This is a genomic window from Jezberella sp. (assembly GCF_964834465.1).
Genome location: NZ_CBAZRM010000002.1, coordinates 170935 through 183403, shown reverse-complemented (window position 1 = coordinate 183403; position 12469 = coordinate 170935). Strand labels below are relative to the sequence as shown.

The following is a 12469-nucleotide window of genomic DNA, read 5'->3' as shown; positions in this document are numbered from 1 at the left end:
GATATGCTTGACTATCTTCACACGCTACCCAATGTGGCGCTCTTCTTTGTGATTATGTCCTCGGGTCTCCTGGTAGCCGTTGTCATCCCGTTTTTTATTCGCTGGAAATTTAAGTTGCAACCCAACGACCCGCTCTCCAAGGGGGCTGCTGAGGCATACAAGATTGCCGTTTCCATTACGCTTTTATTGTTTGCGGTCTCGTTGGTACGGGTGCAAGGCGATCATCGAAATGCCGAGGATATCGCCGCGAAAGAGGTCGCACTGACACTGAAGCTAACGGGTGCTTTATCTGTTTTTGGTGGACCGGATGCGGAAGAATCTGTCGAAGATTTGAAAAATTACACCTACTCCGTCGCCAAAGATGAGTGGCCACTGATGGCAAAGGGACAGTCCAGTGATGTGACGGCCAGCCTCTTGGCTGACCTGACGCAGGGAATCGGGCTATTAACCCCCGAAAACGCCAAGCAACAAATGGCTCGAGTCGAAATTGGTCTCACCATCAGTCAGCTAACGGATGCAAGGCAAGCACGGTTAGCAGCCGCGAAAGTGAGACTACCAGATTATTTGCAGCAGGCCATTACGTTTGCGCTCATACTGGTGATCGTACTAGGGTGGCTGGAAACCCCGTTGCCTCGCCTTGTTGGCTATGCGGGTGGGGTAATCACTGGATTTTCAGTCTTACTGACGCTGTTGATTCAGGCGGCGGGTGTCTTTGTTGGGCAGAGCGCCGTCGATCCCTGGAGTATTCCCGGTTGGTGAGACAACGAACGGGACCCGGCCGGTGAGCAATGCCAAAGCCCCGTTCTGTCTGCGCTTCGCGCTTACGCTGCCTCTAGCGCCTGTCGCTTAGCAGCCATATGGCCGTGATGATGGGTTCGGTCTTTATGCTGTATGACCTTGCGATCGATTTTGTCGACGACGATGTCAATTGCGCTGTAGAGATTCTCTTCACTCGATTCGCAATGAATGTCTTTACCCGGGACATGCAAGGTGACTTCTGCATGGTGCTTTAGGGGTTCGACCGAAAGCATGACTTGTATATCAATGAGTTGATGGAAGTGACGAGCCACACGTGCCATTTTCGTGTGAACGTATTCCCGGATGGAAGGTGTGACTTCGAGATGATGACCAATGATGCTAATGTTCATGGACTGCACTCCTGCACAGATGGTGGGTTTTTTGCGCGGCTGCGCGGTGTTGGTACTGTCAGTGCTCCTTTGCAATTTTGTGACAGTTCCAGTTTACCCACTTGGATAAGAAAATCAAGCGCCTATTGATACTGAGGCACGACTCCTTACATCTTGAAGTGCTCGCCCAGATAAACCTTACGAACATCGGCATCTTCGACGATCTCTTTTGGGCTGCCGGTAATCAGCACCCGCCCTTCGTTGATGATATAGGCCCGATCACAGATGCCAAGTGTCTCGCGAACATTGTGATCGGTAATCAAAACGCCGATCCCGCGGCTTTTCAAAAAACGCACAATCCGTTGAATTTCGATCACAGCAATAGGGTCTACCCCTGCGAACGGCTCGTCTAGCAGGATGAATCTCGGGCGTGTCGCCAAGGCACGGGCAATTTCCACCCGCCGGCGTTCCCCGCCGGATAGGGATAAGGCCCCGTTACCTCGAATGTGCGTGATCTGCAACTCATCCAAAAGTACATCAAGCTGCGCTTCAATTTGACGTCGGGAAAACTTTTCACCTTTTTCATCGATCTGCAGTTCAAGTACAGCACGAATATTTTGTTCGGCAGTGAGTCGTCTAAAAATCGAAGCGTCTTGAGGCAGGTAGGATAACCCCCGATGTGCACGCTTATGGATGGGCATCGTCGTGATCGTCGTGCCATCGATCTCGATGCGACCAGCATCAGCGGGGACGAGGCCCACAATCATATAAAAACTGGTGGTTTTACCGGCGCCATTGGGGCCGAGTAGGCCGACAACCTCGCCACTATCGACTGAGATGGAGACGTCTTGCACCACCATCCTGCCCCCATAGGATTTACGAAGTCCGGTCGCCAATAGGCTACCAGGGCGATCAAGGGCTATTTTTTCAAACGTCGACGAGCGATTTTTTTGTTGCATGTGTGAGACTAGTTTGCTGTTTTTTTGATTTTGCAAGCGGCAATGGCTGCGTCAACTTTAGATCGTGGTTGTGCGACAGATCTCACGCGACCACCATTGGTGCCTGCGTCTGGGCCGGCAAAGGCTTCATAGATATCTGTCTTCTGATGGTATCTGACCTTTTGCCCGTTGATGGTATCGAAACGGTCACCACAGATGTAGCGCGTCACAATGGCGTGGCCGATCAAATCGAATATTTCTTCTTTCCCATCGTATTCAGCACGGTCACCAATCCCCTCGAGCACCTCGAACGTCTCGGGACGTTCTTGCCGGATAAAGACACGCTTGCCCTTATCGACCGTTGCCGTACCAAATTGAAAACCATCTTTGTCTTCGTGCATTTTCAATACGTCTGAATTCAAGGTCAGCAAGCCACGGGTCATGACAACATTACCGGTAAAGGTGCTCTCGCTCTTGGTGTCATCGTAATGCAGCGTGTCAGACACAATCAACGTGCTTGGATCTTCTTTTGGTGGATCGCCGGGTTTACCTGAGGCCGCCTCTTTAAGCGTCGCTGCATGGGTCAGGCCAGAGAGGACGCAGAGGGAAAGCGCAAGGACAATACGGGAAAGTGAAGGCAAGGTAGTAGTCATGGTTTTTTCTTGGATTCAGCGGGCGTTAAGCGGTCTCGGGAGTCTTTGGGAACAATATCAACATCGGTGGATTTAAGCACGTCCAGCTGTTGCGTATTGTTGTTGTAACGCATTCCGATGCCATTCATTCGTGATCTTCCACTGACCATCACCGCGGGCAGCGTGGTGTAGGTGATATCTTCTTTGACCAGCATGGTGATTTGCTGGCTGATAAAGTTGAGCGCCTGTCTTTTCGGATCGGCCAGTCGCAACAACACCGCATCCCCATCCATGACGATGCGGTTGCCGTCGTCATAAATAGTCGCTCTTTTCGCGGTTGCCACCGTTAATGGGTTGCTTTTACGTAAGCCGTAGGCTCGGGGGGTGGTAACTTCATAGGACAAGTCATCGGGGTAGTGAACCATCAAGTCCCCCTCGAAACGGTGAATCACCATGCCGTCAACGTCAGTGCGCAAGATCACAAAGTTTTTAGACCAGTTGTCACGCTCGTGCGTCAATCTTGGTGGCGGGTCAACTTGAACTGCGTTCTGAGCATACTCGGACGCCCACCAAGTGCCAAGCACCAAGGCGATCATGAGCCCGAGAGAGAAAAGGGTAGAGAAGCGTTCTTTCATGGATTACTGAATGGTCCCGGCACCGAGGCCGTGAGGTTGAAAATAAACGCCGAGTCTGTGCTGTGCCGCCAGGATCAAATCTGCGCATTCGCGAGCGGCCCCTTGCCCCCCCGAGCGGGTCGATACCCAATGAGCTGCCTGGGCAATATAACCAGGCGCATCAGCAACCGTCGCGGCAAAGCCGGCACGCTGCATCGCCGGGATATCAATCAGATCGTCACCCATGAACCCAGTTTGACTGAGCGCAATGCCATGTCTGGTCGCAATTTCAACGAGCGCCGCACCCTTATCGCGTACGTTCTGCTTGACTTCTGCAATCCCCAGCTCAGCAGCACGTCGTTCGACGATAGGCCCTTCTCTGCCTGTGATCAGGGCCACCACGATGCCGCTCGTCGACAGCATTTTAAGCCCATGACCGTCAAGCGCATTGAATCGTTTCATGACCTCGCCATGATCCGAATACCAGAGGCTGCCGTCGGTTAACACACCATCGACATCGAACGCCATCAAGCGCAAATTTGCTAAACAGGTGCGCACCGCTGGCGCGATTTTCGCTAAAACGAGGGATTCAGCAGGATGAGGTAAGGGCTTTTTGATTGGCATAAGCAGTTAGATTACCTTAGCAGCCATTAAATCGTGCATGTGAATGGCCCCCACCAGGTGTTCAGCGTCGTCTATTACCAGCATTTGACTAATCCGCTGACTGTCCATCAGGGCGGCGGCATCGACAGCCAGTGCGGTGGCTTTGATCTGTCGAGGATTTTTCCCCATCCCAGCGCTGACAAGTAGGCCCCTCACGTCGCCGGCTCGCTCGATGAGGCGACGCAAATCGCCGTCGGTAAAAACCCCAACGGGTTTGCCTGCGTGGTCTAAAACAATGGCCATGCCCATGCCTTTGTGTGACATCTCTTCAAGTGCCTGAGAAACTGTCGCGTTCTCTTGAACGATCGGCAAGGCGGGCCCAGTTCTCATCACGTCAGCAACGCGCGTGAGCAACTTTCGACCTAAGGCGCCGCCAGGATGTGATCTCGCAAAATCGGCCGCATCAAACCCGCGACTCTCAAGGCAGGCAACGGCCAGCGCATCACCTAATGCCAAGGCTGTTGTGGTGCTAGAGGTCGGTGCCAAATTCAACGGACAAGCTTCCTGACTGACCGACGCATCTAAGTGAATGTCGGCGAGCCTCGCCAATTCTGATTGCGGATTGCCGGTCATGGCGATCACTTTCACCCCAAGGCGATGTGCCGCGGGCAAGATGGTCAAAATCTCATGACCTTCGCCAGAGTAAGACACCGTTAACAGGACATCATCGTTAGCTAACATCCCAATGTCGCCATGAATGGCTTCTGCGGCATGTAAAAAAAAGGCGCGAGTCCCTGTCGATGCAAGTGTTGCGGCAATTTTTCGGCCGATATGACCAGTTTTGCCCAAACCACACACCACCACGCGGCCGGTACAGCCGAGTAAGGTCTCTACAGCGGTGACAAAGGTCGGGCCCAAGCGGGTTCGCAGCTCAAGAATGGCTTGCGCTTCGAGCTGTAGCGTTTGAAGGCCGCAGGCGAGCGTTTTGGCTGATTGATCAGGGTTAAATGGCAACATTCGGCCATTTTAGCCTTTGATCAGCGGACGAGCCATGAATGGCAGGCTACAGTATCGAATCGGGCGATTTGAAATCTCCCCCGAGGGTTCGTTGCAATTCATCTTGACTTCATTTATCGAGAGTATTATGTCTGCTGCCAGTGCCGCTTCTTCTAGCAATTCATCTGTGTTCAAGCCCGTGCTGGGCACCCCAGGCTCGCCGTCCGCGCTGAAAGTCATGTTGCTGGGCTCGGGTGAGCTTGGCAAAGAGGTCATTATTTGCCTGCAACGGCTTGGGGTCGAAGTGATCGCGGTCGATAGATACGCTGACGCGCCCGGACAGCAAGTCGCTCATCGCGCGCACGTGATCGCGATGACCGATCGCAACGAACTCAAGCGCATCATTGAACTTGAGCAGCCGGATTTGGTGGTGCCAGAAATCGAGGCGATTGCCACCGATCTGCTGGTTGAGCTCGAAGCTGCGGGCAAGATCCGGGTGACGCCGACGGCCCGAGCGGCGCAGCTCACCATGAACCGCGAGGGAATCCGGCGATTGGCAGCAGAAACCCTTGGGCTACCCACCTCACCCTATCGCTTTGCAGACTCACCTGAGCAATTGCGCGAGGCGGCGGCTCACGTCAAATATCCTTGTTTGGTCAAGCCAGTGATGTCATCCTCTGGTAAAGGGCAGTCTGTGCTGCGTGGCCCAGAAGATGTAGATTCAGCCTGGGCCAAGGCCAAGCAAGGTGGGCGAGTCGGGGCCGACCGTGTGATCGTCGAGGGATTTATTCAGTTTGAATACGAAATCACTCTGCTAACCGTGCGTGCGGTGGGCGCGGATGGCAAAATCGCGACGCATTTCTGTGCGCCCATCGGGCATCTTCAGGTCGATGGTGACTACGTTGAAAGTTGGCAGCCTCAGCAGATGTCACCCTTAGCGCTTGAGCGTTCACGTCGAATTGCCGCTGAGGTCACGGATAATCTCGGCGGACAGGGTATTTTTGGTGTTGAGTTATTTGTGTCGGGGGACGATGTCTGGTTTTCAGAGGTCAGCCCACGACCTCATGATACGGGTCTGGTCACACTGGTTTCGCAAATGCAAAGCGAGTTTGAGTTACATGCACGGGCCATGCTTGGGTTGCCAGTCGATGCTTCCTTGCGCAGCCCAGCTGCTAGCAGCGTGATCTATGGTGGTGTCGATGCCCAAGGGGTTAAATTCGAGGGCGTCGCAGAGGCCTTGGCTGAACCGGGTACCGATATCCGTTTGTTTGGCAAACCCGAGTCTTTCACGAAGCGGCGTATGGGTGTCGGATTAGCCTATGCACCAACTGTGGCACTGGCGCGAACCCGCGCTCGCGCTGTCGCTCGCGCAGTTAAGGTGGTCGTATGAACCAAGCGTCGCTTGATCAATCGCCCGTCGTTCGGGTGAGCTCATTGATTCGAGCGGTCCCAGACTGGCCTCAGCCAGGCGTGACGTTTCGAGACATTACGCCGCTCTTACAAGATGCTCACGCATTCCGAGTGTTGATCGATCTGTTTGTTTATCGTTATATGGGTAGCCGCATTGACTTGGTGGTTGGGATTGATGCGAGGGGTTTTATTGTTGCCAGTGCGCTTGCCTATGCGCTAGGGGCGGGGTTTGTGCCTGTGCGTAAGCAAGGTAAGCTGCCTGCCCAGACCTTTACCGAGTCTTACAGTCTTGAATATGGTCAGGCAACGGTTGAGATTCATCGCGATGCAGTCAAACCTGGCCAACGAGTTTTACTGCTCGATGATTTGGTCGCAACGGGTGGCACCATGTTGGCCGCTATTCATTTGCTGCAAAAACTGGGTAGTAACGTCGTTGAAGCTGGTTCGATTGTAGATCTACCTGCGCTCGGCGGGTCGCGCGCCATCGCTGACACGGGTACGCCGTTTTATAGCGTGTGCCAGTTCTCGCATGACTAACCGCTACAGAAAAAGCCGATAAGCAGGGTTTTCAGTTTCGTTGCAATAGGGGTAGCCCACCTCTTCTAGAAAGAGTCTGAAGGCCTTCTTTTGGCCGAACGGTAATTGGATACCGACCAACACTTGCCCGAAATCCACCCCCTGATTGCGATAGTGAAACAGGCTGATATTCCAGCTGGGTTTCATTGAGTTCAAAAATCTCAATAAAGCCCCGGGTCGCTCGGGAAACTCAAACCGGTAAAGCACCTCATTGGTCGATAAGCCAGATTTGCCGCCGACCATATGGCGCAAGTGCGTTTTGGCCATTTCGTCTTGGGTCAAGTCGATCGTGTCGAAACCATGCTTGCGAAAACTCGCCGCGATGCGGTCTGGCTCTGACGCGTTGTTGATGTGAATACCCACAAACACATGGGCTTGCTTGGTATCCGACATTCGATAATTGAACTCAGTCACGTTACGATTGCCGACCAGTTCGCACAAGGCGCGAAAACTGCCGGGCTGCTCAGGCAGTGTTACTGCGAAAACCGCCTCGCGAGCCTCACCCACCTCGGCCCGCTCGGCAACGAAACGCAAGCGGTCGAAATTCATGTTTGCACCGCAAGCGATGGCGACGAGTGTGCGGCCTTTCATTTTGTGATCGATGGCATATTGCTTGGCGCCAGCGAGGGCCAATGCGCCGGCAGGCTCGAGCACGCATCGCGTATCCTGAAAAACATCCTTGATGGCTGCGCAAATCGCATCTGTGTCAACGCAGATATAGTCATCGACATAAAGCTTTGCCAGCCGAAACGTCTCAGCGCCCACCAGTTTGACGGCAGTGCCATCTGAAAACAGCCCGACTTCGTTCAAATGAACACGCTTGCCCGCTTGCACGCTTCGCATCATCGCGTCTGAGTCAAAGGTTTGCACACCGATAATTTTGATTTCAGGACGTAACTGTTTGACATAGGCGGCAATCCCGCTGATCAGACCCCCACCGCCAATCGCTACAAAAATGGCATCGATCGGATCGGCGTGTTGACGTAGGATTTCCATGCCAATCGTCCCTTGGCCGGCAATCACATCTGGATCGTCAAACGGGTGAACAAAGGTCAGTTGAAGCTTTTTCTCTAGCGTGACGGCGTGGCTGTACGCATCAGAAAAGCTATCTCCCCAGAGAATGACTTCGGCGCCTAGCGCTCTGACTGCATTGATTTTGACTTGAGGGGTCGTTGTTGGCATCACGATAACGGCTTTACAGCCCAGCTTTTGGGCAGAGAGCGCGACCCCTTGAGCGTGGTTGCCGGCTGACGCTGCAATGACCCCTTTGGCAATCGTCGAGCCTGGCAGGTGTGCCATTTTGTTGTAGGCACCTCGCAATTTGAAGCTGAAGACGGCTTGCGTATCTTCGCGCTTCAAGAGAATGGTGTTGCCGGACCGCTGAGACGTTTGAGGTGCAATTTCGAGTGGGGTTTCTATTGCAACGTCGTAAACCTTAGAGGTCAGGATGCGTTTGAGGTAGTCGTAGGCCATGGCTGCAAGCTTCTGTGCTAAGAAAGAGTTGTCCTGATTATCCCACGCCCAAGGCGGGTACTAACAGCCAAGCCCGCTATGGGGTTATTTCTAGCAATGTAGATGGATGACTTACACTAGGGTTTGCACCAGAAAAAAGAGCTTCCCAGCGCATGAATGCCCCCCTTTCCAGCCATTTATTGATAGCGTCCCCCGAGTCTGACGGACAGGCACGGTTACGTGAAATCCCCTACAACTACACCTCTTTCTCCGATAAAGAAGTGGTTCGTTGTTTATTGGGTGAAGATGCGTGGGCACTGCTGTTTGATTTGCGCGGTGAGCGAAGGACTGGGCGATCCGCGCGCATGCTCTATGAGGTGCTCGGGGATATCTGGGTCGTTCGTCGCAATCCTTACTTGCAAGATGACTTGCTCGATAATCCCAAGCGGCGCGGCTTGTTGATCCAGGCGATGCAACATCGTTTGGCTGAAATCGATAAGCGTCGTGATCTCGACATCAGCGCGCGAGACGATAAAGTTGCCGCGCTCCTTGATCGAGCTCGGCAGGCGGTGATGGCCTTCGAGGCAGAGTTTGACCGCACGGCTGAGCTACGGGCTCGGGTCAAGCGAGTGTTGGGCAAGCTCACCGCACGCGACAACATCAAATTCGATGGCTTGTCGCGCGTGTCGCATGTCACGGATGCGACCGACTGGCGAGTTGAATATCCTTTTGTGGTCTTGACGCCGGATACAGAAGCTGAAATTGCTGGGCTTGTGCGTGGGTGTATCGAACTCGGGCTGACCATTGTCCCCCGAGGCGGCGGGACGGGGTACACCGGTGGCGCGATCCCGCTGACCTGGAAGTCAGCCGTGATTAATACTGAAAAGCTCGATACATTGGGCACGGTCGAACTGAGCGATTTCCCGGGGGTCGACACCAAAGTGGCGACCGTCAGAGCAGGCGCGGGCGTCGTCACCAAGCGAGTGTCTGAGGCGGCAGAGCAGGCTGGTTTTGTGTTTGCGGTTGATCCTACCTCTGCTGAGGCCTCTTGTGTGGGTGGCAACGTCGCCATGAACGCTGGCGGTAAAAAGGCCGTGCTTTGGGGTACCGCGCTCGACAATCTCTCTTGGTGGAGGATGGTCGACCCTGATGGCAATTGGCTCGATGTCACACGCCTTGGGCACAACTTAGGGAAGATTCATGATGCGCCCATGGTGCGTTTTGAGCTGAAGTGGTCTGATGGATTGCGGCCGGCAGGCGAGAAAGTGCTGCGAACAAAAATCCTTGAGATAGAGGGCGCACGGTTTCGTAAAGCGGGGCTGGGTAAAGACGTCACTGATAAGTTTCTGTCTGGATTGCCTGGTGTGCAAAAAGAAGGGTGTGATGGTTTGATTACGGCGGCGACGTGGGTGTTGCATCGTATGCCCAGTCATACCCGTACTGTCTGTCTTGAGTTCTTTGGTCAAGCCCGAGATGCGATCCCATCGATTGTTGAAATTAAAAACTACCTTGATGGTGAAGGTCGAGCGAAAGGCGCTTTACTAGCCGGTCTTGAGCACTTGGATGAGCGCTATTTGCGAGCCGTCGGTTACTCGACCAAGAGCAAGCGTGGGCTATTGCCCAAGATGGTGTTGTTCGGCGACATCGTGGGCGACGATGAGTCAGTGGTCGCTGCGGCAACAAGCGAAGTGGTACGGCTAGCCAACACGCGCCACGGTGAAGGCTTTATTGCCGTGAGTGCCGAAGCACGCAAGAAATTCTGGTTGGATCGTTCGCGCACAGCGGCGATTGCGCGGCATACCAACGCCTTCAAAATCAATGAGGACGTCGTTATTCCTTTGGATCGGATGGGTGAGTACACAGACGAAATTGAACGCATCAATATCGAACTATCCGTCAAAAATAAGTTGCGCTTGCTCGAAGGTTTGCGCGCGGCGCTGTCGGGTCACTTGCCGATTGCGAAACTCAATCGCGCGACGGAAGAGGGTGTGTCGATCGAAGAAGCGCTCAACGAAAAACGCGATGCCGCCCTTGATATGTTGGGCAACGTGCGGATTCGCTGGCAATGGGTCTTGGATCATCTGGATCAATCACTGGACACGGCATCTGAGGCATTGGGGCAGGTCGGCTACGCAGCATTGTTACCCGTGCTGCATGATCGCCTGAGTCAGCAACCCGATGCTCGAGTTTTTGATCTGGTCCAGGACCGGACGATCCGTGTTTCATGGAAACTCGAGGTCAAAACCGTACTCGAGGGTTTGTTTGGTGGCACGGATTTCTCACCGGTACTCACCGATTTATACGCGGTGCACGAAAAAACGTTGAAGAGTCGCGTGTTCGTCGCCCTGCATATGCATGCGGGCGATGGCAATGTACATACCAATATCCCTGTCAATTCTGACGATTATGCAATGTTGCAAGAGGCCAACGAAACGGTTGTGCGGATCATGCAGATTGCCCGTAAGCTGGATGGCGTCATTTCAGGCGAGCATGGTATTGGCCTAACCAAATACGAATTCTTGACGCAAGAAGAGCTCGACCCCTTTCAGCAATACAAACGCGACATTGATCCGGACGATCATTTCAATGCGGGCAAGTTAATGCCGGGGGCTGACTTGCGTCATGCCTGGACGCCCAGTTTCGGTCTGATGGGGCATGAGTCATTGATCATGCAGCAAAGCGACATCGGGGCGATCAGTCATTCGATCAAAGATTGTTTGCGTTGCGGTAAGTGCAAGCCCGTTTGTGCGACGCACGTCCCTCGGGCGAATCTGCTTTACTCACCCAGAAATAAAATTCTGGCGACGTCGTTGCTCATCGAGGCGTTCTTGTATGAAGAGCAAACTCGTCGTGGTATCAGCCTCAAGCACTGGGAAGAGTTTGAAGACGTCGCGGATCACTGTACTGCCTGTCATAAGTGCTATAACCCCTGTCCGGTTGACATCGATTTTGGCGATGTGTCGATGAATATGCGCGCCGTGTTGCGCCGCATGGGTCATAAATCTTTCAACGCAGGCACGACGGCTGCCATGTTCTTTTTGAACGCTAAGGATCCTGCGACCATCAATGCCACACGTAAAGCCATGGTGGGCGTTGGTTACAAAGCACAGCGCCTTGCGCATGATTTTTTATCGAAATTTGCCCGTAAACAAACTGAAAAACCACCTGCGACGATTGGTAAGCCACCGATTCGCGAACAAGTTGTGCATTTCATCAATAAGAAAATGCCTGGCGGTCTGCCGAAACAGACGGCGCGTAAATTGCTCGATATTGAAGATGCCAATTATGTGCCGATTATCCGAGATCCAAAACAGGCAGCAGAGACCGAAGCGGTTTTTTATTTTCCTGGTTGCGGCTCTGAGCGACTGTTTTCTCAAGTGGGTTTGGCAACTCAGGCCATGCTCTGGCACGCCGGAGTCCAAACCGTCTTGCCCCCTGGCTATCTCTGTTGCGGCTATCCGCAGCGCGGCAACGGCATGCAAGATAAAGCCGAACAAATCATCACCGACAATCGAGTTTTATTTCATCGAGTGGCCAATACCCTGAACTATCTTGATATCAAGACGGTGGTGGTCAGCTGCGGTACCTGTTATGACCAGTTGGCAGGTTACGAGTTTGAGAAGATATTCCCTGGCTGTCGTTTGATCGATATTCACGAATATTTGCTTGAGAAAAATATCAAACTCGAGGGTGTTCAGGGTGTGAGATACATGTATCACGATCCTTGTCATTCGCCGATGAAGTTACAAGACCCGATGAAAACCGTGAAATCTTTGGTGGGCGATTCAACCATTAAAACCGATCGTTGCTGTGGCGAAGCCGGCACGCTGGCTGTCTCTCGCCCTGATATTTCGACGCAGATCCGCTATCGTAAAGAAGAAGAGTTGACTAAAAATACGGCAACACTGCGCAGTGATGGTTATACCGGCGAGGTCAAAATGCTGACATCGTGCCCAGCTTGTTTGCAGGGCTTATCGCGCTTTGAACAGGATACAGGCGCTAAGTCAGATTACATTGTTGTTGAAATGGCCAAACATATTCTGGGTCCGAACTGGCTTGAGGATTATGTTGCGCGCGCCAATGATGGCGGAATTGAACGCGTGCTGGTGTAGCCAAAGGTA

The 12469-nt window shown here is 53.2% G+C and carries 11 protein-coding genes; 4 read left to right on the top strand and 7 right to left on the bottom strand.

Going from position 1 to position 12469, the window contains the following annotated elements:
• The first annotated feature begins 3 nt into the window (after window positions 1-3).
• The gene (locus tag AC1W8Y_RS02180; RefSeq protein ID WP_482012818.1) at window positions 4-759 is read left to right on the top strand and encodes a bestrophin-like domain; all 756 of its coding nucleotides are present in this window, start codon (window positions 4-6) and stop codon (window positions 757-759) included.
• 62 nt (window positions 760-821) lie between these two features.
• Here AC1W8Y_RS02180 and hpf read toward each other — a convergent pair whose 3' ends face one another.
• The 6 genes from hpf to AC1W8Y_RS02150 all read right to left on the bottom strand — a co-directional run bounded on the left by hpf (window position 822) and on the right by AC1W8Y_RS02150 (window position 4928).
• Complete coding sequence (gene hpf, locus AC1W8Y_RS02175) at window positions 822-1148, bottom strand: ribosome hibernation-promoting factor, HPF/YfiA family (RefSeq protein WP_482012817.1); 327 nt, start codon at window positions 1146-1148, stop codon at window positions 822-824.
• Window positions 1149-1294: 146 nt separating this feature from the next.
• Window positions 1295-2086: an LPS export ABC transporter ATP-binding protein gene (lptB, locus tag AC1W8Y_RS02170; protein WP_482012816.1), complete on the bottom strand. Its 792-nt coding sequence runs from the start codon at window positions 2084-2086 to the stop codon at window positions 1295-1297.
• An 8-nt stretch (window positions 2087-2094) separates the two neighbouring features.
• Window positions 2095-2718, bottom strand: coding sequence for a lipopolysaccharide transport periplasmic protein LptA (gene lptA, locus AC1W8Y_RS02165; protein WP_482012815.1), 624 nt, complete (start codon window positions 2716-2718; stop codon window positions 2095-2097).
• Window positions 2715-3332, bottom strand: coding sequence for an LPS export ABC transporter periplasmic protein LptC (lptC, locus tag AC1W8Y_RS02160; protein ID WP_482012814.1), 618 nt, complete (start codon window positions 3330-3332; stop codon window positions 2715-2717). Before lptC ends, lptA begins: the two co-directional genes overlap by 4 nt.
• Before the next feature lie 3 nt (window positions 3333-3335).
• Window positions 3336-3935: a KdsC family phosphatase gene (locus AC1W8Y_RS02155; RefSeq protein WP_482012813.1), complete on the bottom strand. Its 600-nt coding sequence runs from the start codon at window positions 3933-3935 to the stop codon at window positions 3336-3338.
• A gap of 6 nt (window positions 3936-3941) precedes the next feature.
• Window positions 3942-4928 (bottom strand): KpsF/GutQ family sugar-phosphate isomerase, encoded by a 987-nt coding sequence (locus tag AC1W8Y_RS02150; RefSeq protein ID WP_482012899.1) that lies wholly within the window; start codon window positions 4926-4928, stop codon window positions 3942-3944.
• Window positions 4929-5058: 130 nt separating this feature from the next.
• On the opposite strand from AC1W8Y_RS02150, the gene purT reads away from it, so the two are divergent.
• Both purT and AC1W8Y_RS02140 read left to right on the top strand, forming a co-directional pair.
• Window positions 5059-6300: a formate-dependent phosphoribosylglycinamide formyltransferase gene (gene purT, locus AC1W8Y_RS02145; protein ID WP_482012812.1), complete on the top strand. Its 1242-nt coding sequence runs from the start codon at window positions 5059-5061 to the stop codon at window positions 6298-6300.
• Complete coding sequence (locus AC1W8Y_RS02140; protein WP_482012811.1) at window positions 6297-6857, top strand: adenine phosphoribosyltransferase; 561 nt, start codon at window positions 6297-6299, stop codon at window positions 6855-6857. Before purT ends, AC1W8Y_RS02140 begins: the two co-directional genes overlap by 4 nt.
• 3 nt (window positions 6858-6860) lie before the next feature.
• Here the strand turns inward: AC1W8Y_RS02140 and ilvA are convergent, their stop codons facing one another.
• The gene (gene ilvA / locus AC1W8Y_RS02135; protein WP_482012810.1) at window positions 6861-8369 is read right to left on the bottom strand and encodes a threonine ammonia-lyase, biosynthetic; all 1509 of its coding nucleotides are present in this window, start codon (window positions 8367-8369) and stop codon (window positions 6861-6863) included.
• Between the two features lie 152 nt (window positions 8370-8521).
• Here ilvA and AC1W8Y_RS02130 point away from each other — a divergent pair, with 152 nt between their 5' ends.
• Window positions 8522-12460: a DUF3683 domain-containing protein gene (locus AC1W8Y_RS02130; protein WP_482012809.1), complete on the top strand. Its 3939-nt coding sequence runs from the start codon at window positions 8522-8524 to the stop codon at window positions 12458-12460.
• Window positions 12461-12469 lie beyond the last annotated feature (9 nt).

What these genes read in the sequence shown, in the direction of transcription:
- AC1W8Y_RS02180 (WP_482012818.1), top strand. Translation starts at nt 4, where the DNA reads ATGCTTGACTATCTTCACACGCTACCCAATGTGGCGCTCTTCTTTGTG.
- hpf (WP_482012817.1), bottom strand. Translation starts at nt 1,148, where the DNA reads ATGAACATTAGCATCATTGGTCATCATCTCGAAGTCACACCTTCCATC.
- lptB (WP_482012816.1), bottom strand. Translation starts at nt 2,086, where the DNA reads ATGCAACAAAAAAATCGCTCGTCGACGTTTGAAAAAATAGCCCTTGAT.
- lptA (WP_482012815.1), bottom strand. Translation starts at nt 2,718, where the DNA reads ATGACTACTACCTTGCCTTCACTTTCCCGTATTGTCCTTGCGCTTTCC.
- lptC (WP_482012814.1), bottom strand. Translation starts at nt 3,332, where the DNA reads ATGAAAGAACGCTTCTCTACCCTTTTCTCTCTCGGGCTCATGATCGCC.
- AC1W8Y_RS02155 (WP_482012813.1), bottom strand. Translation starts at nt 3,935, where the DNA reads ATGCCAATCAAAAAGCCCTTACCTCATCCTGCTGAATCCCTCGTTTTA.
- purT (WP_482012812.1), top strand. Translation starts at nt 5,059, where the DNA reads ATGTCTGCTGCCAGTGCCGCTTCTTCTAGCAATTCATCTGTGTTCAAG.
- AC1W8Y_RS02140 (WP_482012811.1), top strand. Translation starts at nt 6,297, where the DNA reads ATGAACCAAGCGTCGCTTGATCAATCGCCCGTCGTTCGGGTGAGCTCA.
- ilvA (WP_482012810.1), bottom strand. Translation starts at nt 8,369, where the DNA reads ATGGCCTACGACTACCTCAAACGCATCCTGACCTCTAAGGTTTACGAC.
- AC1W8Y_RS02130 (WP_482012809.1), top strand. Translation starts at nt 8,522, where the DNA reads ATGAATGCCCCCCTTTCCAGCCATTTATTGATAGCGTCCCCCGAGTCT.